The 23,614-nt window shown below is 63.8% G+C and carries 22 protein-coding genes; 10 read left to right on the top strand and 12 right to left on the bottom strand.

The window, feature by feature from the left end:
• Positions 1-3 precede the first annotated feature (3 nt).
• Positions 4-693, top strand: coding sequence for an IMPACT family protein (locus tag OW521_RS21350; RefSeq protein WP_268021489.1), 690 nt, complete (start codon positions 4-6; stop codon positions 691-693).
• A 296-nt stretch (positions 694-989) separates the two neighbouring features.
• Here OW521_RS21350 and rpsA read toward each other — a convergent pair whose 3' ends face one another.
• From rpsA to polA, 4 genes are all read right to left on the bottom strand, one after another.
• Entirely contained in the window at positions 990-2,465 is a 1,476-nt protein-coding gene (rpsA, locus tag OW521_RS21345; RefSeq protein WP_265977586.1) for a 30S ribosomal protein S1, read from the bottom strand.
• Positions 2,466-2,632: 167 nt separating this feature from the next.
• Positions 2,633-3,565, bottom strand: a complete 933-nt coding sequence (locus OW521_RS21340; RefSeq protein WP_268021488.1) for a polysaccharide deacetylase family protein — start codon at positions 3,563-3,565, stop codon at positions 2,633-2,635.
• Positions 3,566-3,607: 42 nt separating this feature from the next.
• Complete coding sequence (locus OW521_RS21335) at positions 3,608-4,912, bottom strand: GNAT family N-acetyltransferase (protein ID WP_268021487.1); 1,305 nt, start codon at positions 4,910-4,912, stop codon at positions 3,608-3,610.
• Positions 4,913-5,003: 91 nt separating this feature from the next.
• A complete protein-coding gene (gene polA, locus OW521_RS21330) occupies positions 5,004-7,646 on the bottom strand; it encodes a DNA polymerase I (protein WP_268026039.1) in 2,643 nt (880 codons plus the stop codon).
• Positions 7,647-7,815: 169 nt separating this feature from the next.
• Here polA and OW521_RS21325 point away from each other — a divergent pair, with 169 nt between their 5' ends.
• Positions 7,816-8,283, top strand: coding sequence for a hotdog fold thioesterase (locus OW521_RS21325; protein WP_268021486.1), 468 nt, complete (start codon positions 7,816-7,818; stop codon positions 8,281-8,283).
• A gap of 30 nt (positions 8,284-8,313) precedes the next feature.
• Here OW521_RS21325 and OW521_RS21320 read toward each other — a convergent pair whose 3' ends face one another.
• The 6 genes from OW521_RS21320 to OW521_RS21295 all read right to left on the bottom strand — a co-directional run bounded on the left by OW521_RS21320 (position 8,314) and on the right by OW521_RS21295 (position 12,964).
• Positions 8,314-8,865, bottom strand: coding sequence for a dihydrofolate reductase family protein (locus tag OW521_RS21320; RefSeq protein WP_268021485.1), 552 nt, complete (start codon positions 8,863-8,865; stop codon positions 8,314-8,316).
• Positions 8,866-8,878: 13 nt separating this feature from the next.
• Positions 8,879-9,784, bottom strand: a complete 906-nt coding sequence (locus OW521_RS21315; RefSeq protein ID WP_268021484.1) for a hypothetical protein — start codon at positions 9,782-9,784, stop codon at positions 8,879-8,881.
• Positions 9,781-10,737, bottom strand: a complete 957-nt coding sequence (locus tag OW521_RS21310; RefSeq protein ID WP_268021483.1) for a hypothetical protein — start codon at positions 10,735-10,737, stop codon at positions 9,781-9,783. The genes OW521_RS21315 and OW521_RS21310 overlap by 4 nt, the downstream gene beginning before the upstream one ends.
• 128 nt (positions 10,738-10,865) lie before the next feature.
• Positions 10,866-11,087, bottom strand: coding sequence for a hypothetical protein (locus OW521_RS21305; protein ID WP_268021482.1), 222 nt, complete (start codon positions 11,085-11,087; stop codon positions 10,866-10,868).
• Entirely contained in the window at positions 11,084-12,298 is a 1,215-nt protein-coding gene (locus tag OW521_RS21300; RefSeq protein WP_268021481.1) for an inorganic phosphate transporter, read from the bottom strand. Before OW521_RS21300 ends, OW521_RS21305 begins: the two co-directional genes overlap by 4 nt.
• 168 nt (positions 12,299-12,466) lie before the next feature.
• Positions 12,467-12,964, bottom strand: coding sequence for an HAD domain-containing protein (locus OW521_RS21295; protein ID WP_268021480.1), 498 nt, complete (start codon positions 12,962-12,964; stop codon positions 12,467-12,469).
• Between the two features lie 132 nt (positions 12,965-13,096).
• Between OW521_RS21295 and kynA the strand changes: the two genes are divergently transcribed.
• From kynA to OW521_RS21255, 8 genes are all read left to right on the top strand, one after another.
• The gene (kynA, locus tag OW521_RS21290; RefSeq protein ID WP_268021479.1) at positions 13,097-13,966 is read left to right on the top strand and encodes a tryptophan 2,3-dioxygenase; all 870 of its coding nucleotides are present in this window, start codon (positions 13,097-13,099) and stop codon (positions 13,964-13,966) included.
• Positions 13,967-14,030: 64 nt separating this feature from the next.
• Positions 14,031-15,269, top strand: coding sequence for a kynureninase (gene kynU / locus OW521_RS21285; protein ID WP_268021478.1), 1,239 nt, complete (start codon positions 14,031-14,033; stop codon positions 15,267-15,269).
• Positions 15,266-16,153 (top strand): PaaX family transcriptional regulator, encoded by an 888-nt coding sequence (locus OW521_RS21280; protein WP_268021477.1) that lies wholly within the window; start codon positions 15,266-15,268, stop codon positions 16,151-16,153. Before kynU ends, OW521_RS21280 begins: the two co-directional genes overlap by 4 nt.
• 86 nt (positions 16,154-16,239) lie before the next feature.
• Entirely contained in the window at positions 16,240-17,328 is a 1,089-nt protein-coding gene (locus OW521_RS21275) for a LolA family protein (protein ID WP_268021476.1), read from the top strand.
• Positions 17,325-18,311: an ABC transporter ATP-binding protein gene (locus OW521_RS21270; RefSeq protein WP_268021475.1), complete on the top strand. Its 987-nt coding sequence runs from the start codon at positions 17,325-17,327 to the stop codon at positions 18,309-18,311. Before OW521_RS21275 ends, OW521_RS21270 begins: the two co-directional genes overlap by 4 nt.
• 16 nt (positions 18,312-18,327) lie before the next feature.
• The gene (locus OW521_RS21265) at positions 18,328-19,173 is read left to right on the top strand and encodes an ABC transporter permease (RefSeq protein WP_268021474.1); all 846 of its coding nucleotides are present in this window, start codon (positions 18,328-18,330) and stop codon (positions 19,171-19,173) included.
• Positions 19,174-19,200: 27 nt separating this feature from the next.
• On the top strand, positions 19,201-19,821 hold the full coding sequence (locus OW521_RS21260) for an L-threonylcarbamoyladenylate synthase (RefSeq protein WP_265977605.1): 621 nt from the start codon (positions 19,201-19,203) through the stop codon (positions 19,819-19,821).
• Complete coding sequence (locus tag OW521_RS21255; protein WP_268021473.1) at positions 19,818-20,483, top strand: alpha/beta hydrolase family protein; 666 nt, start codon at positions 19,818-19,820, stop codon at positions 20,481-20,483. The genes OW521_RS21260 and OW521_RS21255 overlap by 4 nt, the downstream gene beginning before the upstream one ends.
• Before the next feature lie 15 nt (positions 20,484-20,498).
• On the opposite strand, the gene OW521_RS21250 is transcribed toward OW521_RS21255, so the two are convergent.
• Positions 20,499-22,676 (bottom strand): elongation factor G-like protein EF-G2, encoded by a 2,178-nt coding sequence (locus OW521_RS21250; RefSeq protein ID WP_268021472.1) that lies wholly within the window; start codon positions 22,674-22,676, stop codon positions 20,499-20,501.
• A 119-nt stretch (positions 22,677-22,795) separates the two neighbouring features.
• Positions 22,796-23,548, bottom strand: a complete 753-nt coding sequence (locus OW521_RS21245) for a M50 family metallopeptidase (RefSeq protein WP_268026037.1) — start codon at positions 23,546-23,548, stop codon at positions 22,796-22,798.
• Positions 23,549-23,614 lie beyond the last annotated feature (66 nt).

Below are 23,614 nucleotides of genomic sequence, written 5' to 3'. Positions count from 1 at the left end.
TCGGTGGCAGATCAGGACGAAAGCCGGGCGACGGCGTACACAACGTTGGCGCTTGGTGACGATTTCCGCCACGAACTCGAGATCAAGCGCTCGCGCTTCATCACGGTAATGCGCCGCGCTTCCAACGAAGACGCCGCGCGCGCCTTGGTGGCGGAACTGCGGAAAGAATTCCACGATGCCCGGCACCATTGCTCCGCTTTTGTCCTCGGTCCGGATCGCGTCATCCAGCGTTCCAACGACGACGGCGAGCCCTCCGGAACAGCCGGCATACCGATGCTCGAAGCACTCATCAAACGGGAAACACTGCTAGGGGTGACCGACCTCAGCGACGTCAGTGCCGTCGTCGTACGCTATTTCGGCGGGATCCTCCTGGGCGCCGGCGGGCTGGTCCGTGCTTACTCCGAATCAGTCTCGGCCGCGCTGGACTCCGCTCCCCTGGTTCAGCGACGCCGCCTGCGGATTTGCGCCGTGGCTGTGGCCCACCACGCTGCTGGAAGGTTGGAGAACGATCTGCGCTCGGCAGGCTACGTCATGGCTGAAACAAGCTACGAGCCCACGCAGGCCGTCCTGCGGTTGGCGCTGCCTGACGATCCAACGGCAATCGCCGACGCCGGCGAACGGCTTGCCGCCCTGACCGGCGGCGCATCGGGACTCCAATTGCAAGGAACGGAATGGGTCGACGTCCCGGGTTGAGCTCGCAACCACGGGGACATGCCCTCCCCTGATCTTCACCACTGGACATAGTAGGCAAATGTCCAGTCCTTGATGCGAAGGCGGGGCATGTCCCGTGGGGCCTTGGGTCAAGGAATACTGGGCATGCCCTCCCCTGATCGCCACCACTGGACATAATGGGCATATGTCCAGTCCTTGAAGCTAAAACGGGGCATGTCCCGTGGGAGCAAAAGGTATTAAAGAAAGCGGCTCCCGCGATTCGTACTGAATCGCAGGAGCCGCTTTCATTCCGGCCCGGAAGTCCGGACCAGTGGCAATTAGTTGCCGGTCAGCTTCTCGCGCAGAGCGGCGAGGGCCTCGTCGGATGCCAGGGTGCCCGCGGTGGACTCGGTGGCAGCCGGCTCGGAGGAGTAGCTGGTGGTACCGGAGTCGCTCTCGCCGGAAACGGCAGCAGCGGCGTCGTCAGCAGCGTGCTGGGAAACCTGCTTCTTGTGAGCTTCCCAACGTGCCTGGGCGTCAGCGTACTGCTGCTCCCAAGCGGCGCGCTGCGTCTCGTAGCCCTCGAGCCATTCGTTCGACTCGGGGTCGAAGCCCTCAGGGTACTTGTAGTTGCCTTCTTCGTCGTACTCGGCGGCCATGCCGTACAGAGCCGGGTCGAACTCGGTGCTGTCGGCGTCAACGCCCTCGTTAGCCTGCTTGAGGGAGAGGGAGATGCGGCGGCGCTCGAGGTCGATGTCGATGACCTTGACGAAGAGCTCGTCGCCAACGGAGACGACCTGCTCAGCAAGCTCAACGTGGCGGACAGCCAGCTCGGAGATGTGAACGAGGCCTTCGATGCCGTCCTCAACGCGTACGAACGCGCCGAACGGAACCAGCTTGGTGACCTTACCCGGAACAACCTGGCCGAGGGCGTGGGTGCGGGCGAAGGTCTGCCATGGGTCTTCCTGCGTGGCCTTGAGGGACAGGGACACGCGCTCGCGGTCCAGATCCACTTCGAGAACCTCGACGGTGACTTCCTGGCCAACCTCGACAACCTCGGACGGGTGGTCGATGTGCTTCCAGGACAGCTCGGAAACGTGAACCAGACCGTCTACGCCGCCCAGGTCCACGAATGCACCGAAGTTGACGATGGAGGAAACGACGCCGGGACGGACCTGGCCCTTTTCCAGCTTGTTGAGGAACGTGGAGCGGACCTCGGACTGGGTCTGCTCGAGCCACGCACGGCGGGAAAGAACGACGTTGTTGCGGTTCTTGTCCAGCTCGATGATCTTGGCTTCGATCTGCTGACCGATGTACGGAGCGAGGTCGCGGACGCGGCGCATCTCGACGAGGGATGCGGGCAGGAAGCCGCGCAGACCGATGTCGAGGATAAGACCACCCTTGACAACCTCGATGACGGTACCGGTGACAACACCGTCTTCTTCCTTGACCTTCTCGATGTCGCCCCAGGCGCGCTCGTACTGAGCACGCTTCTTGGAGAGGATCAGTCGGCCTTCTTTGTCTTCCTTGGTGAGCACCAGGGCTTCGACCTGATCGCCAACGGAGACGACGTCCCCGGGGTCAACGTCGTGCTTGATGGAAAGCTCGCGGGAAGGGATGACACCTTCGGTCTTGTAACCGATGTCGAGCAGAACTTCGTCGCGGTCGACCTTGACGACGATGCCTTCGACGAGGTCTCCGTCGTTGAAGTACTTGATGGTGGCGTCGACAGCTGCGAGGAAGTCCTCAGCGGTACCAATGTCGTTGATCGCGACTACGGGGGTACCGGGCTTCTCGGTGGAGGTGATGGTCATGTAGTAGGGGCTCCGTTGTGGATAGAGTATCGGTCAGGCAAACCGCCCGCTTTCCGTTCCCGGTCTGCAGGACACGGCAAAACGCCGGGTCATCCTGAATTGTGGATTATAAATTTTCGCGCACGTAGTACGCGCCCGTTTAGTCTAGTCGTTCGCCGCAAGGAGGGTCAAAGCGGCAGCGTGTCACCAAGCCGCGCGAACGTCACGCCGCGGTCCAGCAAACGGGGCAAAACACGTTCATAGCCCTCCGCGGTGCCGCCGGCAGGTTGGTTGAAATGCGAAATCACAACCTGTCCTGCGCCCTGCCCCCCGCCGATCTTGCCTACCTCCGCCGCCACAGTGGGGGCAGGGAAGGTCGCACCGCCGTCGCCGTTCACCGTGAAGTTCACAGGAACCAGTCCGAGGGCGCGGGTGATCGACGCGGCAACTTCGTCGTAGTAGGCCGTCCCCGGCCGGAAAAAGCGTGGCGCTTTTCCCAAAAGTTGCCCCATGACGTCCTGGTTGCCCATGATTTCGTCGTACACTTCGCCCACGTTGGACGTGCCCGCGATGCCGTAGGCGGAACGCCCGCCAACGGAAAGCGGTTGGTGCCGGAACCCATGGTTGCCCAGTTCGAATAAAGGATCGGCCGCAAGTTCCGCGGCCAGTCCGGGGTTGGCCTTGATCCAGCGACCGTTGACGAACAGCGTGGCGGGAATGTTGAGCCTGCGCAGCGTCTTCAGCAAGCGTTGATCGCAGTCTGTTCCCCGGGGTCCGCCGCAGGCGTCAAAGGTCAAAACCGCGTGAGTTGACGCGGTCTTCGTGACCACGCCAGTGACGCCGAGCCCCCATTCAACGGGCTTGCGTCCTGAGAATTCTGCAACGATCTGCGACTTCGACGGCGGGGCCGGCCGCGTTTCTGGCGCGACCGGGTGGGGGCCGGCCGCCTCGACGCCCGGCGTGGAATCCGGAGCCGGACGGGGGGCAGGGGTGGCGTCGGGCTGTTGGGCGCACGCACCCAGGCCGGCCGCAGCTAGTCCGGCGGCAGCCAGTAACAATGACCGCCTGCCGGGCAGCCCTGATTGGCCGGTGGAGTCGCCACCGGGCTGGAATTCCCCCATGGAATCCTTCTTTTGTCGTAGATCCTGCGGGTGAGATTTTGCCTAGAAATGCGTCAGGCAGTGGGCGGGGCGTTCGACGGCGAACATCTGCTGGGCAGCCAATGTTACGCCCGGCGTGTGCTCGCGGATCCGGCCTGCCGAAGCCAAGGTTACCGGACTGACGGCACCCAAATAGACAGACCCCAGATCCGTGACGTCCATGCTCAAGTCCGGGGGACCGCCGCTGGCGTCCCTGACGGTGACGACACCGCCGTCGGACGCCAATTCCCACCTGCCGTCCGCAAAACCGAGCGCGTCCCGGATCTCCAGCACCAAACGGCCATCGCTGCCATAGCGGCGAGCCGACAAGGCAGCAGGAACATCCAGGACGCGCAACCACAACATGTCCCGGTAGTCGGACGACGTGACGCAGCGCCCGTCCACCAGCGCCCATGCCAGGGGGTCCTCAATAGGAGCTTCAGGCCAGGAGACCTGCTCGACGAGGTCAATGCTGCCCAGGAATTGCCACAGTTCCAAGTATCCGGAGTCCGTTGCGGCAACGAGGTCCACGATTTCCATGGTGTAAGGCTTGGTGTCCCAGCCCGCGAACTTGTAGGAGACGTAGCCGTCAATGGTGCCGTCCGGTCCATAGTGGAGGGCACACTTGATGGCTTTGTCCTCTGTGCCGTCGCGTTTCATGGCTCCGGAGACGTGATGGCGATAGGAGTCCTGCCGCACGATGGACCCCGGCGTCCCCCGGTGAGCGCGCTCGAAAACCTCGGGAGCGAGTTCAAGAAGGACCCGGGGATCCGCGATTTCCACCCGGCCAACGGGTTCGTGGCGGATGCGGAATTTCGGACCGGTGTCCACTTTGATGCTCCGCTCAAAGGTTGCGACACCAAACCCGAAACGGCCGTAGATGGATGCCTCGGAAGCCGTCAGGGCCGCCAGGACGAAGCCATCGTCCTTGGCCGCGGCGAGATCAGCGGTCATCATCCCCCGCAAGAGGCCGTGGCGCCGATGCGTTCCGCGGACGCTGACAGCGGTGATCTGGCGCGTCCGAAGTTCCTGCCCAAAGCCAATATTCAGTTTGTTTTCCAGCGTTCCGAACGTTGCCACCGGAAAGCCTTGGTCGAGCGCATGCAACGGGGGTTCATCGTTGACGTAGACGCCCGTCAGTTCACGATTGTCCGCTTGGTACATCGCGAGGATCTTGTCAATGACCTCATCGCTTCGCCGCTCGTCATGAAATCCAAACCCGACGGCCTGGAGCCAATCACGTGCCTGTCCGTAGTCCGGGTTCTCCTTCCCTGCGGAATGAAAACGCTTGATGTGGTATTTTTCGTTTGTTTCCTTGGGATCAGCCACGTCCCGAGCCTATCCAGACAGCACCGGGCACGCCACCGTAGCGGCGGCGTGCCCCGTGCAAGCCCTCAAAAACCGTGGACTGCTCCCCCCGCTAGTGCCCGGCGTCGTACCAGCTGGAGCCGACGCCGACCTGAACGTCCAGCGGGACCGTGAGCTGTGCTGCCGAACCCATTTGTTCCGTCACGAGCTTCTCGACCGCTTCGCGTTCGCCGTGGGCCACTTCGAGGACGAGTTCGTCATGGACCTGCAGGAGCATCCGGGACTTTAGCCCCTGGCTGGTCAATTCGGCTGAAACTCCGAGCATGGCCCGCTTCATGAGGTCCGCCGCCGAACCCTGGATCGGTGAGTTCAGCGCAATCCGTTCGGCGATCTCGCGGTGCTGGCGATCCGTACTGGTCAGGTCCGGAAGATAGCGGCGGCGGCCTTCGATCGTGGAGGTATAGCCATCGATCCTGGCCTGCTCCACTACGCCACGAAGGTAGTCGCGCACGGCGCCGAAGCGGTCGAAGTAGTCCTTCATGAGGGTCCTGGCTTCGTCCACGGAGATTTCAAGTTGCTTGGAAAGGCCGAACGAGGTCAGCCCGTAGGCCAAGCCGTAGGACATGGCCTTGACCTTGGAACGCATGGCACTGGTGACGTCTTCCGGTGCCACGTTGAAGATGTGCGAGCCCACATAGCGGTGCAGGTCCTCGCCTTCCTTGTAGGCCTGGATGAGCCCCTCGTCGCCGGACAGGTGCGCCATGATACGCATTTCGATTTGCGAATAGTCGGCCGACAACAGGCATTCGTAGCCTTCGCTGACGACGAAGATTCCGCGGACGCGCCTGCCTTCCTCACTGCGCACCGGGATGTTCTGCAGATTGGGGTTGTTCGAGGAGATGCGTCCAGTGGCCGCGACGTTTTGCGCGTAGGTCGTGTGGATGCGGCCGTCTTCCGCCACCGATTTCTTGAGTGTCTCCAGCATCTGGGCCAGTTTGGAGGATTCCCGGTGGGCCATGAGTTGCACAAGGAACTCGTGGCCGGTCTTCTCCAGGAGCGCCTTCAATGAGGCGGCGTCGGTGGTGTAGCCAGACTTGATCTTCTTGGTCTTTGGCAAGCCAAGTTCTTCGAAGAGGACGGTCTGAAGCTGCTTCGGCGAGCCGAGGTTGACCTCGTGGCCGATAGCGGCAAACGCCTGCTCCTGGGCATTGTCGATCACTTTGGCGAGGTCGGCGAGCTGTTCGTTCAGACGGTCCATCGAGATGGAAATGCCTGAGAGTTCCATCTGGGCAAGCACCCGTGCGACCGGCAGCTCAAGCGTGGTGAGGAGCGCTTCAGCCTTGCGCTCGGCCAACTCGCCTTCGAAGTGCTTGCTCAGCGTGTGCACGACGGCGGCCTGCTGGACGAGCGCGGTGGCCGCGGCCCCATCCGGTCCGTCACCGAGTTCGAGTTCCAGCTGGCCTGTTTGTGCCGCGGCCGTAGCGAGCGTGATTTTCAGGTGGTGCTGTGCGAGCTCGGAGAGTTCGTAGCTGCGGCGGTCCGGCTGGATCAGGTACCCCGAGATGGCAGTGTCATCCACAACGCCTTCAAGGCCCAATCCGCGGTTGTGCAGGGCCTTCAGCGCGTCCTTGAACTCGTGCATGACCTTGGCTTCTTCGGGGTCTCGAAGCCACTTGGCCAGGACTGTCTCAGCCGCGGCATCCAGCGACGGAAGGTCGATGTAGGCGGCGCCGTTGGCGCGCACGATGGCGAGGGCCTCGGCGTCGTCACCAATCCGTCCGGGGATCAGCTGCACGGCGACGGCGGCACGACTCCCCGCGCCGGCCGCGAAGAACTCCTCCAGGGCGGCAGCGTCGCCCAGGACTTTGTAGGCAGGGGCGTCGATGGTCTCCGGCGCCGCTCCTGCGGTGTCGTCTCCATAGAGCGCGAACAGCCGGGCGCGGAGGGTCCTGAATTCAAGGGTGTCGAACAGCGTCTCGACCTCCTGGCGGTTGGGACGCGGCTCCTCAAGGTCGGCGAGCGTCACAGGGAGCTGGAGATCGCTCAGGAGTTGGTTGAGGCGGCGGTTGCGCTTGACGGCGTCGATGTTTTCCCGGAGGGCTCCGCCCACCTTCCCGCCGATCGAATCCAGATTCTCGAGGATCCCGTCCAGGCCGCCATAAAGGTTGATCCATTTGGCAGCGGTCTTGGGGCCCACACCGGGTACGCCCGCGAGGTTGTCGGCAGACTCCCCCACCAGTGCGGCGAGATCGGAGTAGCGGGAAGGCGGAACGAAGTACTTTTCTTCGATCGCCGCTGCATCCATGCGAGGAATGTTGGAAACGCCCTGTTTCGGGTACAGGACGAACACATTGTCCGTGATGAGCTGGAACGCGTCGCGGTCCCCCGAAACGAGGAGGACTTCGAAGCCGGCGGCGTCGCCCTGGGCAGCGAGTGTGGCGAGAATGTCGTCCGCCTCGTAGCCGGGCATCTTGATTGTCCTGATGCCCCAGGCCTCCATGACCTGGTCAATGAGATCGATTTGCCCGCGGAATTCCGGCGGGGTTTCGTTGCGGCCACCCTTGTATTCGCTGTACTCCGCCTTGCGGAACGTGGTGTCGTCCGAAACATCGAAGGCAACGGCCACGTGGGTGGGCTTCTGGTCCTTGATGAGGTTGATCAGCATCGAGGTGAAGCCATGCACGGCGTTGGTGTGCTGGCCAGAGGAGGTGGCGAAGTTCTCTGCCGGCAAAGCATAGAACGCCCGGAATGCCATGGAGTGCCCATCCAGCACCAGAAGCCGGGGCCGTCCACCCGCCACCGTGACGGCAGGGGTTGCTGAAGGGTCTGGTGCCGTTGCGGTGACAGTAGCCACAGGCGCTGACGTTTCGGTTGGAACTGAGTCCGGTTTGGTTGTTTCGCTCACAGGTGCCAGCCTAGTTGCCATGATGGACAATTTCACGCCGGGCCGGTTCACCGACGAACTCAATGCAGCTGGCGTTCCGCCGGAGCTGCATGGTTGGCTTTCGCGCTATGGGGTGGGATCGCTCGTGACGAAGATGGGCATCAAGTTCCTCGAACTGAGCCCCGAACGGACCGTCGCCACCATGCCGGTGGAAGGGAACACCCAGGTTGCCGGCATCCTCCACGGCGGAGCCCACGTAGTTCTTGCCGAGACTCTGGGCTCCTTCTCGGCGGCCTTGCACGCGGGAGCCGGACGCCATGTGGTGGGAATCGAGGTGGGTGCAACCCACCACCGCTCAGTAGCAAGCGGCCTGGTCACCGGCACATGCACGGCCGTCCACCTGGGGGGCACGCTCGCCACCCACGAAATCGTCATGACCGACGAACACGGGCGCCGGCTCTCGACCGCGCGGATCACCAACATGATCCGGGACAACAGGCCCCACTGACACTTCGCGCCCCTTGTCAGCCCGCCGGGATCATTGCGCCCGCGCGGGGAACCGGTACCGCAGCTCCACTGCCGCGCCACCAAGGGGGCGGGACGAGACCAGCTCAAGCGGCGCCGTCGCGCTCTCCACGGGAAGCAAGCGCTTGCCGGAGCCCAAAGCGACCGGGATTAGCGTGACAATAATCTCGTCCAACAATCCCACCTTGGCGAATTGGGCAACCAGGTTTCCGCCGCCAACCAGCCACACGTTCTTGTCGCCGGCGTCCGCAATGAGGTCCGGAGCGAACTCCTGGACCTCACCACGCACGAACGTGACGTCCGCACCAGCCGGCGCGGCATATTCGCGGTGGGTGAAGATCCAGCATGGGATACCCGGGTAAGGCCATTTCCCGGGTTCATGTTCCATGAGCCAGCGATACGTCTGGCCACCCATGACAATGCAGCCGATGCCGGCCATGAAGTCTTCGTAGCTTTCGGTGACACCCTCGGCCTCTTCGAACTGGAGCAGCCAGCCGAGATCGTCTTCATTGGTGGCAATGAACCCGTCAAGCGAGGATGCCACGTAATACTGGAAATCCGACATGGCCTTACCATACTCATTCGGCCGATGGGTTCCCATACTCCACGCGCACGCTCGAATCATCGCGCAGCACCACGACGCGGCCTTCCTTCAGCGTCCAGCCATCGTTGAGCAGGAAGATCCGTCCGCCGCTCACCACGAGCAGCCGGAGCCCCGTGTACCGGTACAGCGGCTCGGCCGCGGTCCCGGCGGTTTCCTCGTGGACATTGGGGGCAGTAACGGCCAGCCGTTCCTTGCTGTAGACGACGGCTGTGGGCAAGAGTTGGGAGCGTTCCTGGTAGTCGACGGCGGCTCCGCGCCCCAGTGCCTGGGCGTAGTCGGACGTGCCCCAGAACAGAAGGAGCGTGACAAGCACAAAGATGAAGGAACGTTCCAACGCGCGGGGTGTCACGGTGAGGCTGCGCCCGGAGCCCGCAGCGGCCCGGCGGCGCAGGCTCATTCCCCAGGTTCCCAGCAACAAGCCGCCCGCGATCATGTACGGCACGTAGAGGAGGATCCGCTCCGGCTGCGAAATGGTCAGGATCCACATCACAGCGGCGAAAAGGAAGCCGAGCACCAGCAGCGCCGTCGCGGTCCGTCGAATGGCGGGCCGGAACCGCTGGTCCGCGAGCAGCTTGTCCACGCCGCGGTCCGCCATGAGCCAGAGGAACCCGATAATAGCCAACCAGGCAAGCGGGCGGAACAGCGACTGGATGCTGCGCAGGATGAAGTCCTGGACGGTGTAGCCAAAGAGGCTCACGTCCAGGCCCATGGATTTTGCCTGCGCATCCGTGCGCGCCCAACCGAAATAGACAAGCAGCGCCGTGGCTACGGTCAACGGCGGCCCGATCACCGAGAGAACGTCAAGCGTCCGCTGCCAGCGGGACTCGACCAGGACCACATCCTGGTTGTTGGATTCCTTCTTGGCGGATTCGTCGCTCACCGCGAGGCCGTGCCGCTTGGCGATGGTTTGGTCGGTCCGGCTGTCGACGACGGTCCGCCTGTGGAGCCTGCCGACGATCCGACTGTGTCGTCGTAGAAGAATTGGACCGCACCGTCCACTTCCAGCGTGTCAGTGATGGTGACGGTGAAGGAGTTCTTGGTTGTGGCCGCGGGCGTCTTGAAGTAGACCGGCGAGTAGTCGCCGGCGCCGCGGGTCTCAACTCCGGAATCGACGCCGTCGATCTTCAATGAGCCCACCCGGACGTAGTAACCGTCCAGGCGCACCCAGGTCCCCCCAGTGCGCGGTCCGCTGGGTCGTTGCAGGCCGGGAACAGGATTGAGGTTTTCATCAACCACGGTGAGGCCGCTCAGATGGCGGGGGCACGATTCGCCTATCCCTGGCTGAAGGGGAACGGCCGATGTGGGGTTGCTCGCGTGGTAGTCCACCACGCCCCGCATTACAGAGACGATCGCCAACTCGAGGCAGCGGTTCGGGGGAACCTTCGGCATTGCCGCCGTGGCAGCTGCCGCGGCCTGCCACGACTGACCTGTGTTGGCGCGCAGCGCGTCACAGACCGCGGCAGCGGCCAGCCACACGTCCTTGAAGGTGGTGCCGTCGACGCCGGAGCGCAGGTTACCGCAGTCTTTTCCCTGGGCGTAGAGGTACATCCGCCCTTCCTGGGGATCGTTGGGACCGATCGGCCCGATCGGCACCCACCGCACCACAGGAGCCGCCGCCGGCGGCGGAACGTCCGGGCCCGCAGGACCCCCCGGCGGCGCAACGGTGGGTTCGACCACGGCGGTCGATGCGGGCGCCGGGGCACCGGATCGGGCGGAGGCGGAGTCTTGAGCGGGGGCCGAATCTTGTGAAGGACCGGCGCAACCGCCCAGCATGGCGAAAATAGCAGGAAGAAGCAGGAATCCGAGGATTCGGTTCCGGGTCCGGTAGTTCATTTCAGCCCCCACCTGCCGAAGGCGGCGTATTGGCCCCTCCCAGGGGACCAATCAGCGTGCGCAGCTACACAGCCGATTATTCTCCCGAATGGACTTGACGGCCAGAGCTTGCGTTCCCGAGGGCGAGGCTATTTGGTGAAATACGGGACGATCAGATAGATCCCGAAAAGCACGGCGATTCCGCAGGACACGAAACACAGATAAGCAAGGGACCGAACGATTGCCGTCGATTTCTGCCGGGCGTCGCCCGCGATCGCCGTGAGTCGAACGCCGAGCGAATACAGCACTACCAAGAGCACGGCCGCAACCAGGGTTGCCCCGGCTACCTGAACCAGATCCAACCACTTCATGCCTGGATGTCCTCACTCATGCTCTGGCTCAGACTTTGTTTTCCGGCGTTCTTCTTGCGGAAGCGGACTGCTGTGCCGGCTTCCTCGACTTCGACGGCGTTGTGGTGACCCACGTGCGACTTCCTCGAGTAGATGAACATGTAGACGACGACGGCGGTGCCCACAACTGCCGCGATAACCACGCCGACGGTGCCGATGCCGACAAGCAGTGCCGTCAGGGCCCCAACGATGGCAGCGGCCGGGAGGGTGAAGAGCCAGCCGGTGGCGATACGCCCCACGGTTCCCCAACGCACTGTTGTGCCTTTACGTCCGAGTCCCGAGCCGATGACCGAGCCGGAGGCAACCTGGGTGGTCGATAGCGCGAAGCCCAGATGGGAGGAAGCGAGGATTGCCGAAGCAGTACTTGCTTCCGCAGCAAAGCCCTGGGCGGGTTTGACTTCGGTGAGGCCGGATCCCATGGTCCGGATGATGCGCCAGCCGCCGGCGTAGGTTCCCATGGCGATGGCAAGTGCGCAGGCCCCGATGACCCAGAGTTGTGGACCGCTGCCGGCCCGCTGGGTTCCGGCGGCAATGAGAACCAGGGTGATGATGCCCATGGTCTTCTGCGCGTCATTGGTGCCGTGAGCCAGCGCAACCAGGCTGGAGGTGAAGATCTGTCCGGTGCGGAATCCACCGCGCTTCTGGGTCAGCTTGTCACCGGTTTCGGGGTCGTGCCGGGATGTCAGGGCGTAGGCGAGCCTGGTGCAGAGATAGGCCACGGCGCCGGCAAGCAGGGGCGAGAAGATGGCCGGAAGAATGACCTTTTGCAGCACGGTATCGAAATTGACCGCGTGGAATCCGATTCCAACGATCGCCGCCCCGATGAGCCCACCGAAGAGTGCATGGGAAGAACTTGACGGCAGCCCCTTGAGCCAAGTGAACATGTTCCACAGAATGGCCCCCATCAACCCGGCGAAAACGATCTCCGGCGTGATGTGGATGCCGTCCGTGCCCTCGCGGATGAGGCCTCCGGAAATGGTCTTCGCCACTTCGGTCGACAGGAACGCGCCCGCGAGGTTAAGCACCGCGGCAAGGGCAACCGCCGTCTTGGGCTTGATGGCGCCGGTGGCGATAGGGGTGGCCATTGCGTTCGCAGTGTCATGGAACCCGTTGGTGAAGTCAAAAAATAAGGCCAGCGCTATGACAAGCGCGACCATGAAGGTGATTTCCACCTGGTGCCCAATCTGCAGAGTCGACGATGCGCAGTTCCACTTCCCCGGGCCTGCCGTGCACAGCACTGTTCAGCAACCGTTCATCTGACTGCACTGGCGGAATTAACAATGGCGGGCGTGAAACCTTAAGAATCCTACGTGCCAGTGCCTGCTTGGCCAAACATCGACTCAGCCGAGGAATCGCCGAACAGCCTCGATATCGCTCCGTGACAGGCCGCGCCGCGGATCGGGTGAGATCCAAAGCACACGGTCACCAAGGAATTCCGCCCAGGAGCGGGCTGCAGCCTCATGGGCCAACTGATCATCCATCCACACGAAGCGTTCGGCTCCGGACTCTTGGACGTCCTTTTGTAAAACGTCCAGCTTCCACCAATCGGCGGTCTGGTCCCAGCCGTCACTGGTCAAGACAGGCCAACGTTCACCGTGGAGACCGATTGCCGGGCACAGGAACTCCGGGGCGAGCCGCTGCCACGTGGTCAGCCAGACAAACCTCGCTGCGGGGTGTGCGGCCAGGGCGTTGAGTTCGTCAACCAGCTCGGCGGCATAAACGACGTCCAGTATTCCGGCGTCGGCGATTTTCCATTCAGTACCCCAATCGGTGAAGCCCATGGGACCAAAGGGGTTCACGACGCCGTCGACGTCCAGATACAGCGTAACGATGCTCACAGGCCCCCTCCCGGACTTGGCAATAAGCCCAGCGTAAGACACAAGAGCGCCGACTGCGCGGGCTTGATCGGGGGAACATTCGGAGAAAATTCACTATCTTGACGTCCGTCATAGAACTGATACGCTCGAGGTATGGAAAACCGCACCGGCCACTCTGCCCAAAGCATCAGGCCCATCGAGGATTCGGTCCGCACCGACTTCAGCCAGGCCATGTCCTACGGCGGGTACCTGGACCTTGACCGCCTCCTCACTGCCCAGCACCCGTTGAGTACACCGGAACACCATGACGAATTGCTGTTCATCATCCAGCACCAAACCAGCGAACTGTGGCTCAAGCTCGTCCTGCATGAACTCCTTGAAGCCCGCCGGCTTCTCGATGCGGACAACCTTGCCAAGGCCCTCAAGTGCATCGCACGCGTCAAGGCCATACAGCGGACCATGACTGAGCAGTGGTCGGTCCTGGGTACGCTGACTCCGCGTGAGTACTCCGAATTCCGGCGCTTCCTGGGCAGTTCCTCGGGCTTCCAGTCCCACCAGTACCGCGGCGTTGAGTTCATCCTGGGCAACAAGAACCGCGATATGCTCCGGGTCTTCGAAAGTGATCCGGCAACTCACAGCCAGCTCAGCGCGCTCCTTGAGCAGCCGACTCTCTACGATGCCTTTCTCGCGGTATTGGCGCGGGCCGGTTACGCCGTTCCCGCCGAAATCCTGGAACGTGACAAGAGCCAACCGTGGACGTTCCAAAAGGACCTTGTCCCGGTCTTCAAAGAGATCTACGAATCCGAAGCCACGCCATGGGGTTTCTATGAGGCGTGCGAAGACCTCGTAGACATCGAGGACAATTTCCACGCTTGGCGCTTCCGCCACTTGCGCACGGTGCACCGAACCATCGGATTCAAGGTGGGTACGGGCGGCTCCTCGGGGGTCGACTTCCTCAAGCGGGCACTCGACCTGACATTTTTCCCGGAGCTTTACGCCGTACGCACCGAGATCGGTAATTGAGCCCCCAAACAAGACATCAAGCAACACTTCCAGCAACCGCAATAGAAATTTCTTCAGGAGAGACATGAACAGCGTGCAGCAAACCCAACGGCCGACGTCGGGCGAACTCGACGCCGCCGATCCCCTCGCCGAACAGCGTGAGGCCTTTTACGCACCCGAGGAGGGGCAACTCGCGGCCTATCTCGACGGGAACTCGCTCGGGCGCCCGCTCAAGGCCACGCCGGCGAAGCTGGCTTCATTCGTCCAAGACGCGTGGGGCAGCCGCCTTATCCGGGGCTGGGACGAACAGTGGATGGACGAGCCCACCCGGGTCGGCGACCGGATAGGCGCAGTGACGCTGGGCGCGGCCGCCGGTCAGGTCACCGTGGGAGACTCCACCTCCGTCATGCTCTACAAACTCATCCGTGCCGCAATGGACGCCCAACCGGGCCGCGATGAGATCGTGGTTGATCGCGACAACTTCCCCACCGACCGTTTCATCATCGAAGGCATCGCGGCGGAAAAAGGCGCCACTATCAAGTGGGTCGCCTCCAACCCGGCCAGCGGCGTCCGGACCACAGACCTTGAGGGACTGCTCAGCGAGCGGACCGCCGTCGTCGTCCTCAGCCACGTGGCGTACCGTTCCGGCTTCCTTGCGGATGCGGAAGCGATCACCGCGTTGGTCAAGGACGCCGGTGCGCTCATGCTTTGGGACCTGTGCCACTCAGTAGGCTCGGTGCCCCTCGAACTGGACGCCTGGGGCGTCGACCTTGCAGTGGGTTGCACGTACAAGTACCTCAACGGCGGCCCGGGCTCCCCCGCGTTCGCGTATGTCAACGCGGCGCAGCAAAACCGCTTGCAGCAGCCCATTTGGGGGTGGATGGGCGCCGACAACCCTTTCGGCATGACGGAAAGCTACACGCCCGCCAAGGGGATCCGCCGCTTCATCACCGGCACCCCGCCCGTTCTCGCCATGCAGCCACTCAAGGACATGGTGGAGCTCATTGCGTCCGTCGGGATGGACGCTGTGCGGGAGAAGTCCATCAAGCTCACCGAATACGCCGTTGCCCTGGCCGAAGACTTACTGGTCCCGCTGGGCGCCGAGATTGTCAGCCCGCGCAACACCGCAGAGCGTGGCTCGCACATCACGGTGGACCATCCCCTCTTCGGCGAGGTCACCCAGAAACTCTGGGAGCGGGGGGTTATCCCCGACTTCCGTCCGCCCCACGGACTGCGCATCGGCCTCTCGCCGCTCAGCACCAGCTATGCCGAGGTTGAGCTGGGCGTGACCGCCATCCGGGACGCCCTCGCCGAGCTCCTGTGAGTGCTGTCCTTGACGACATGGACTCCCGGCCCGGGAGCACCACGTCGTTGCTGCGCACTGTCATCGGCCTGTACCTGCGCGATGCCGGCGGATGGATGTCCACCAGGCACATCATCGCCCTCATGGAGGCCCTCGGGGTCTCCGCGGCTGTGACCCGGACGGCCTTGTCGAGGTTGAAAAAGAAGGAAATCGTGTTCCCCCGGCTGTATCAGGGTGTTCCTGGGTTCGCCATCACCGACGGCGCCGCGGCCATGCTTGCCCGCGGCGACCGCCGGATCTACAACCCCCGGCTGATGTCGTCCGCGGACCGTTGGTGCCTCGTGTCCTTTTCCATCCCGGAGACCGAGCGGGAAAAGCGGCACCAATTGCGGCGCAGGCTGCACTGGATTGGCTGCGGCACGGTGGCAGCGGGGCTGTGGATCTGCCCGGATTCCCTGCGCGATGAGGTGGAGGAGATCCTGGAGGACCTCGAGTTGCGACGCATGTCCACCGTGTTCGTCACGGACGCTCCCCTGGTCGGCGGCAGCCTCCGCGATGCCGCCTCCGCTTGGTGGGATCTCGACGCAGTGGCGGAACTGCACCGCGACTTCATCGGGCATCATGGTTCCGACGGCGGCGGCAGCTCGGGTGACGGTCCCGAAGGCGGCTCAGGTGATGCTCACCAGCTGATGGAAGCCTCTCGCGAGGCGTCGGCCGAAACCTTCGCCAGCTATGTCCGATGCATCGACCGCTGGCGGATCATCCCGTACCTGGACCCAGGGCTGCCAGCTGAATTCCTGCCCGAGGATTGGCCCGGGATGGCGGGAATCGCCTTGTTCGAGCGCCTCGGGGCCGCCTATTCACGGCCAAGCGCCGACTTCGTGCGAAGGACGCTGGAGTCATAGGGGGCTGGAACCCGTGATCACCCACAACACCAGGAGTAGTCTGGAAGCATGAACTTCCCCAATGGTGGACGGTTCGCGAGGTTGCCATGACCCGCCCCTGGTTGCGTTGGTTGCCGGCCGCGATGGTTCCGGTAGCCCTTGGCGCGGCGGCCTTGGCTGGTTCCTACCAGGCGGGAGCTGCAACGAGCCTGCCGCACAAGACGGCCGCGGAAGTCATCGCCATGATCGGGCACTCCGAAGTCCGTGCCTTATCCGGTACGCTTCAGCAGAATTCCGAACTGGGACTCCCCCAACTCCCCTCCACCGGACCTACTGCCACCCAGGGTCCAGCTTCCGTGATCGAACTGTTGAGCGGTTCGCACACGGCGCGGGTCTACGTGGACGGCCCCTCCAAAGCCAGGTTCCAGGTGATGGACATGCTCGCCGAGCGGGATCTCGTCCGCAATGGCAACGATCTCTGGCTCTACAACTCGGCCGACAACAGCGCGGCGCATGTGACACTGCCTGCGCCGCCCAAGACCGGCAGCCCTGCCCCGCATGCGACACCAACTCCCGGAATGGCCACACCTGACGTCGTCGCGCAGCACTTCCTCGCCGCCGTCGAGCCCAGCACGGAAGTGGCCGTGGGCGACGGAACCACTGTGGCCGGACGCACGGCCTACCAGTTAGTGATCAAGCCACGCAGTACCGGAACTCTCGTCGACTCCGTGACGGTCGCCGTCGACTCCGCCTCCGGCCTGCCGCTCGGCGTCGACGTGCGCGCACGGGGCCAGGCCGCAGCAGCCTTTTCGGTTTCCTTCACTGACCTGAACCTGTCCGCGCCCGACGCCGGCCTGTTCAGTTTCACTCCACCTCGCGGTGCCGCCGTGGAAGAGAAAACATCTCCACAACTGCGTACCCTGCCCGGAAAGACCGGCCAGGCACCGCTTGCGAAGGCAGCAACTGGCCGGCCCGCGGTCACGGGCAGCGGCTGGGACGCGGTGATCAGCTTGCCGGCGGGCACAGTGCCCACTGATGTCCGGGCTGCCCCGATGTTCGCCCAGCTCACCCAGGCAGTGCCGGGCGGGCGCGCGCTGACTACCAGCCTGGTGTCTGTTCTGATGCTCGACGACGGCCGCGTCTTCGCGGGAATGGTGCCACTTGAGCGGCTGCAAGCTGCAGCCTCCCCGCAGTGACGGAGGCATCCCCGCCAGCTGACCTGGCGATAGAAACACGGGGCCTCAGCAAGCAGTTCGGCCACCAGGCCGCGGTCGACGCAATCGACCTGGCTGTTCCCCGCGGATCCGTCTTTGGCTTCCTCGGCCCCAATGGTTCCGGCAAGACCACCACCATCCGTTTGCTGCTTGGCCTGGCGGCCGCCACAAGTGGCAATATCCGGGTCCTTGGCGGTGAAATGCCACGCCAACTGGCAGCGGTCCTGCCCCATGTTGGCGCCTTGGTGGAAGGGCCGGCTTTCTACCCCTTCCTGTCCGGGGCCGCGAACCTTCGGCGACTGGACAGCGCCGACCCGCATGCCTCCCCGTCAACCCGGGCGGCACGGGTTGACGAAGCACTCGAGCGCGTGGGGCTGTCCCACGCCGCAGGAAAGAAAGTCCGCGCCTACTCCCTCGGGATGAAGCAGCGCCTCGGGATCGCGCATGCGCTGCTGCGGCCGAGGGAGCTCCTTGTCCTCGATGAACCCACCAATGGCCTGGATCCACAGGGCACCAGGGAGGTGCGCAGCCTGGTCCGCTCCCTCGCCGCCGGAGGCACCACGGTATTTGTTTCAAGCCATCTCCTCGCGGAGGTAGAGCAGGTGTGCACGCATGTGGGCGTCATGAGCGTGGGCAAGCTCGTGGCACAAGGAACCCTGCAGGAACTCCGGGCCGCAGGGAAGGCCACCATCCGGCTCCACACGCCTGATGTTGAGGCCGCCGTCCGTGTCCTCTCGAGGCTCGGCCTGCAGTCTGAGCTGTCAGCCCCGTCGCCCGGCTCGTCACGTCCCGATGGCCAGAGTCTTGTCAGTACCGGTTCACCGGGGCACGATGTGGCGCCCGAGGCGATCGTGGCGGCCCTCGTCGCGGACGGCGTCCGGGTCCGGGGCTTTGGCGTGGAGAACGCCAGCCTGGAGGAGCGCTTCGTCTCCCTCACCGGAGAGGGCTTCGACATTGCTGGCTGAACGCGGGACTGAACCCATGACTGCCGCGCCGAAGGGCCGGCCATCAAGCTCGTGGTCCCTCATGGCCTCGGAGCTCTCGGTACTGTTCAGGCGGCTGCGGACGTGGGCCATGCTGCTGGCGCTCGCAGCCATTCCCATTCTCATTGCCGCGGCGGTCAAACTGAGCTCACATCCGGTGGCTCCAGGCCGGGGTCCACCTTTCCTGGATCGGATCACGCAAAACGGGCTCTTCGTTGGCGTGACAGCGCTGGTGGTTTCGGTGCCATTGTTCCTGCCCCTCACAATCGGGGTGGTAGCAGGCGACACGATTGCCGGAGAAGCGAACCTGGGCACGCTCAGGTACTTGCTCGTCGCCCCCGCTGGACGCGTCCGCCTCTTGCTGATCAAATACACGGCCGCCGCCGCGTTCTGCTTGGCAGCGACCCTGACGGTCGCCGCCGCCGGCGCGCTGGCCGGCGTCGTGCTGTTCCCGGTGGGCCCCGTCACGCTGCTCTCGGGCGACACTATCGGCGTCGGCGAATCCGTAGTGCGTTCGCTGCTGATTGCTGCGTACATTGCCGTCTCTCTGCTGGGGCTGTCCGCTATCGGTCTGGCAATCTCCACCTTTACGGACATTCCAGTCGGTGCAATGGCGGCCACCGTCGTGCTGTCCGTGGTGTCGCAAGTGGCCGACAATTTGCCGCAATTGGAGTGGCTGCATCCTTGGTTGTTCAGCCACTACTGGTTGGGCTTCGCTGATCTCCTGCGCCAACCCATTTCATGGGTGAGCTTCGGAGACAACGCCTGGCTGCAAGCGGGTTACATCCTGGCAGCCGGGGCGTTGGCCTATGGCAAGTTCACGAGCAAGGATGTCCTGTCCTGAAGTACTGCCTACCCGTAAGCTCTTGGCATGGCAAGATTCTTCGATGTTCACCCGCAGGACCCCCAACCACGCGCAATTGCCCAGGTGGTGAACATCCTGAAGTCGGGCGGACTGATCGCCTACCCCACCGATTCCTGCTACGCACTCGGCGCGCAAATTGGCAACAGGGAAGCCCTCGATCGGATCCGCTCAATCCGCCAGCTGGACGGCAAACACCATTTCACCTTGGTCTGCAAGGACTTCGCGCAGCTGGGGCAGTTCGTCATGATCGACAACGATGTGTTCCGAAGCATCAAGGCCGTCACGCCGGGAAGCTACACATTCATCCTTCCTGCCACCAAGGAAGTGCCGCGCCGGCTCCTGCACCCCAAGAAAAAGACGGTAGGCGTGCGCATTCCAGACCACAACTTCGTCCAGGCGCTGCTGGCCGAACTGGGTGAACCGCTCCTTTCCAGCACCCTGTTGCTCCCCGACGAGGAGGAGCCCTTGACCCAGGGTTGGGAAATCAAGGAACGCTTGGACAACCTGGTGGAAGCCGTGATCGATTCAGGGGACACCGGCGCAGAGCCTACCACCGTGGTGGACTTCTCGAGCGGCACAGCGGAAGTGGTCAGGCGCGGCACCGGCGATCCCTCCCGTTTCGAATGAGCGTCGACGAAACCCGGATCGCCATCGACGTCGACGGCGCACCGATCTCAGGTATCTACGCCCGGCCTGCCAAACCGTTCGCGACCCTCGTGATCGCCCACGGAGCGGGAGCGGGAATGGAGCATCCCTTCCTTGGCGGCCTCGCACGCGCATTGAACGACGACGGCGTCGCCACCTTGCGCTTCAACTTCCCCTACCGGGAAGCCGGCAAGAGGTTCCCCGACCGGCCGCCTGCGGCGATCGCGGCGTGGCGGGCCGTCATGGCGGAAGCGGCGTCCCGTTCAGAGGGCGAGCCGCTGTGGGCGGCAGGTAAGTCCTTCGGTGGTCGCATGGCATCGATGGCAGTCGCCGAAGGCATGCCCGCGGCTGGACTCGTCTACCTCGGCTACCCACTGCACCCGCCGGGGAAACCGGAGAAGCTGCGTGACGAGCACCTCTACGGGCTCACCCTGCCGATGCTGTTCCTGCAGGGCACTCGAGACACCTTCGCGACGCCCGAGTTGCTCGAAGGCGTAGTGTCCCGGATTGGCCCGACGGCCACCATCGAGTGGTGGGACGGCGGCGACCATTCCTTTGATCGCGTGGGGGTCAAAAAGAGCGCGGCGGATGTAGGTGCCTCTTTGGCGGGCCCGGTATCAGCGTTCCTTCGAGGTAACGGCTGAGCCCGATGCGGGTCATCAAGACTTCGCGGCGGCAATTGCAATACCAGGAGGCAGCGGCTCATGCCGCAGGTACTCCCGGCGGAATCGGCCGCTGCCCGCGGTCAGTCCCCGCAGCACGATCGCGTACCGCAGCAATTCCTGTTCCGGAACTTCGGCGCTGATTTCAGTACTTTCCCCGCCCACCGACGTCGTACCGGTAACACGCCCGCGGCGGGAGGACAGATCACTCATGACGGCGCCCACGTGATCGTCTGCCACGAGGACGGTAACGGCCGAAATCGGCTCCAGGAGTTGAATGCTGCTGGCCGCAGCGGCCTCCCGCAATGCCAATGCGCCAGCGGCCTGGAAAGCCGCGTCCGAGGAATCGACGCTGTGCGTCTTGCCGCCCACCAGGGTCACCCTGATGTCGACCACCGGGAAGCCTGCGCGCACCCCTTTGTTCATTTGGGCCCGGACGCCTTTCTCGACCGAAACCACATAAGTTCCGGGGATGACTCCGCCGACAATCCTGTCGACGAATTCGAAACCTGTCCCGCGTTCAAGGGGTTCCACTTCGATATCGCAGATCGCGTATTGTCCGTGGCCTCCCGATTGCTTGACATAGCGGCCGTGGCCGGCGGCTTGGGCGGCGAACGTCTCCCTGAGCGGGGTGATGACGTCCACCGTTTGCAGCTTCACCCCTTGCTCGCGCAACCTGTCGAGGACCGCCTCCGAGTGTGCCTCTCCCATGCACCACAAGACCAGCTGGTGGGTTTCAGCGTTCCGCTCCACCCTCAGGGTCGGATCGCCCGCCGCGACTTTGGCCAGGCTCTTGGATAGTGCATCCTCGTCGCCGTGAGAGGCCGCTTCGATCGCGACGGGCATCAGCGGCTCCGGCATGTCCCAGGTTTCCACGAGCAACGGCGACTCGCGTGCGGAAACTGTGTCTCCCGTTTCGGCGCTCGCTACCTTCGCCAGCGCGCAAATGTCCCCGGCCACGGCGAAAGGCACCGGCCGGAGGCTGGACCCCAACGGGGAGTAGAGGTGCGTGATCCGTTCGTCGCTGTCGTGGTCGGGATGGCCCCGTTCGGCCAAGCCGTGCCCGCCCACGTGCACGGCAGAGTCCTCGCGAAGCGTCCCGGAGAAGAGCCGGACGAGGCAAACACGCCCCAGAAACGAGTCAACGGTAGTCCGCACCACTTCGCCAAGGAGCGGGCCGTCCGGATCGCACGTCAGCGGTTCGACGGGTGTCCCACCCAAGTCGGTTACCGTGGGCAGGCTACGCTCAGTAGGCGACGGAAACGCCCGCGTCAGCACCTCCAACAGTTCGGCCGTGCCGACACCGGTCACGGAGGACGTTGCCAGCACCGGGAAGAACGTCCCCCGGACGATTGCGGTCTCCAAGTCCTCCACGAGGGTGTCGACGGGGACATCTTCGCCGCCAAGGTACCGGTCCATCAGCGTCTCATCCTCGCTCTCCGAGATGATGCCCTCGATAAGCTCACCCCGGGCACCGTCCGAGCCGGCCAGTTCCTCCGCAGCGGCAGGGCGGACTGCGGGACGCGGATCCCCGGGGGTGTACTCAGACACCGAACCCGAAAGAAGCCCGAGCAATCCCGTGACAGTGTCACCGTGGCGGACCGGCAAATGGAGGGGCAGTACCGAATCACCGAAGGATCTGCGGCATTCAGCGAGGACGGCATCATAGTTCGCTCGTGGATGGTCCAGCCGGCTGATCACTACGGCCCGGGGCATGCCGACGCGCTCGCATTCGCTCCACAACGCGGCGGTCCCGGCGTCGACCCCGTCCACGGCAGACACGACGAACAACGCCGCATCCGCCGCACGCAGCCCTGCACGCAACTCGCCCATGAAATCGGCGTAGCCCGGGGTGTCGAGAAGGTTCACTTTGACGTCGTCGAACACGAGGGGTGCTGCCGAAAGTCCGATGGAACGCTGCTGGTGGATGGCCGTCGCTTCCGAGTCACTCACGGTAGTGCCTTCGACGATCGAACCCATCCGGGTAACGACGCCGGCGGCGTAGAGGAGGGACTCGAGCAGCATCGTTTTCCCGGCACCCGAGCGGCCGATCAAGACAACGTTGCGGATGTTCTCGGGCCGATCGGCTGACGTTGCCGAAGCGTCCGCGCGTCGAAGATCGGGGTTGCTCCGGTTCGACCCCTTCGTCGCACTGCCTGAGCCTTTCACCGACATGAGCACCTCCTGGAGTAGAAGCCGAATCCCCCGCGTCCCTTGCTAACCGATTCCACACCCTCGACCGGCGCACGGCAAGAGGAAAGCCAACTCACGGTCCTGAAACCGCGCCCGCAAGGCTAGTAGAGCATGCCCCAGACCAGGCGAACGGAAAAGGTGGCGCTTGCGGCAATGACTACCGCGAATGCCACAAGCCACAGCAACGACGGCACCCCGGTGGAACGGGCCAGGATGTAGGCGTCGGACGACCCCAGCCGATCCCGACGCTGGGTGTGGACCGAGGCAACCTTGAACCAATCCCGCACGGCGCCCACTTCCAAGGCTATTCCGAGCCCCAACACCACATGGCTGACCGTTGAGGGATTGGCAAACATGACAAGCAGTTGGGCAATCGCCGCGCTGAGAAGGGCAACGAAGATTCCGGTGAAATTCCGCAGGAAGACGAGGGCGACCAGCAGCACCAACGCCCCAATGGACATCGCCGCTCCCGACCGTCCTGCGAACACGGACCAGATAAGCGCTACGCCCACCACGGCCGGACTCGGATATCCCCAGAACCCGGACCAGGCCGCTCCGAACTTGCCCCGTCCACTGCTGAGGAGCTGTCCCGAGTGGTCGAGCCCAATCTTGAGCCCGTGAACAATCCGACCCGTCATGAGGGCAGCGAACGCGTGTCCCAGTTCATGCACGAACGTCACATAGAGGCCAAACCAGCGCCACGTGGCCCGGGGGATACTCAGCACGACGGCTAGCGCGAGGATGCCCAAGACAACAGGCGTCGACAGGTTGGGGACCTCCGGCGTGGTGAATCCCCGCACCACGGCTTGCCACCAGTCGTCGGCCAGGTCAGCGGGACGCAATTCCATGTTCATCACCGTGGCATCCTAGAGAAGAAGCCTGTGAATGCCTCCCAGTCGGCCTCAGCCAGGCCACTCCAC

The organism is Arthrobacter sp. MMS18-M83, from assembly GCF_026683955.1.
Lineage (GTDB): Bacteria > Actinomycetota > Actinomycetes > Actinomycetales > Micrococcaceae > Arthrobacter.
The sequence above is the reverse complement of the archived record's forward strand: the minus strand, read 5'-3'. Positions and strand labels throughout refer to the sequence as shown.

What these genes read in the sequence shown, in the direction of transcription:
- rpsA (WP_265977586.1), bottom strand. Translation starts at nt 2,465, where the DNA reads ATGACCATCACCTCCACCGAGAAGCCCGGTACCCCCGTAGTCGCGATC.
- OW521_RS21340 (WP_268021488.1), bottom strand. Translation starts at nt 3,565, where the DNA reads ATGGGGGAATTCCAGCCCGGTGGCGACTCCACCGGCCAATCAGGGCTG.
- polA (WP_268026039.1), bottom strand. Translation starts at nt 7,646, where the DNA reads ATGGCATTCCGGGCGTTCTATGCTTTGCCGGCAGAGAACTTCGCCACC.
- OW521_RS21325 (WP_268021486.1), top strand. Translation starts at nt 7,816, where the DNA reads ATGATGGACAATTTCACGCCGGGCCGGTTCACCGACGAACTCAATGCA.
- OW521_RS21320 (WP_268021485.1), bottom strand. Translation starts at nt 8,865, where the DNA reads ATGTCGGATTTCCAGTATTACGTGGCATCCTCGCTTGACGGGTTCATT.
- OW521_RS21310 (WP_268021483.1), bottom strand. Translation starts at nt 10,737, where the DNA reads ATGAACTACCGGACCCGGAACCGAATCCTCGGATTCCTGCTTCTTCCT.
- OW521_RS21305 (WP_268021482.1), bottom strand. Translation starts at nt 11,087, where the DNA reads ATGAAGTGGTTGGATCTGGTTCAGGTAGCCGGGGCAACCCTGGTTGCG.
- kynA (WP_268021479.1), top strand. Translation starts at nt 13,097, where the DNA reads ATGGAAAACCGCACCGGCCACTCTGCCCAAAGCATCAGGCCCATCGAG.
- kynU (WP_268021478.1), top strand. Translation starts at nt 14,031, where the DNA reads ATGAACAGCGTGCAGCAAACCCAACGGCCGACGTCGGGCGAACTCGAC.
- OW521_RS21275 (WP_268021476.1), top strand. Translation starts at nt 16,240, where the DNA reads ATGACCCGCCCCTGGTTGCGTTGGTTGCCGGCCGCGATGGTTCCGGTA.
- OW521_RS21265 (WP_268021474.1), top strand. Translation starts at nt 18,328, where the DNA reads ATGACTGCCGCGCCGAAGGGCCGGCCATCAAGCTCGTGGTCCCTCATG.
- OW521_RS21260 (WP_265977605.1), top strand. Translation starts at nt 19,201, where the DNA reads ATGGCAAGATTCTTCGATGTTCACCCGCAGGACCCCCAACCACGCGCA.
- OW521_RS21255 (WP_268021473.1), top strand. Translation starts at nt 19,818, where the DNA reads ATGAGCGTCGACGAAACCCGGATCGCCATCGACGTCGACGGCGCACCG.
- OW521_RS21250 (WP_268021472.1), bottom strand. Translation starts at nt 22,676, where the DNA reads ATGTCGGTGAAAGGCTCAGGCAGTGCGACGAAGGGGTCGAACCGGAGC.
- OW521_RS21245 (WP_268026037.1), bottom strand. Translation starts at nt 23,548, where the DNA reads ATGAACATGGAATTGCGTCCCGCTGACCTGGCCGACGACTGGTGGCAA.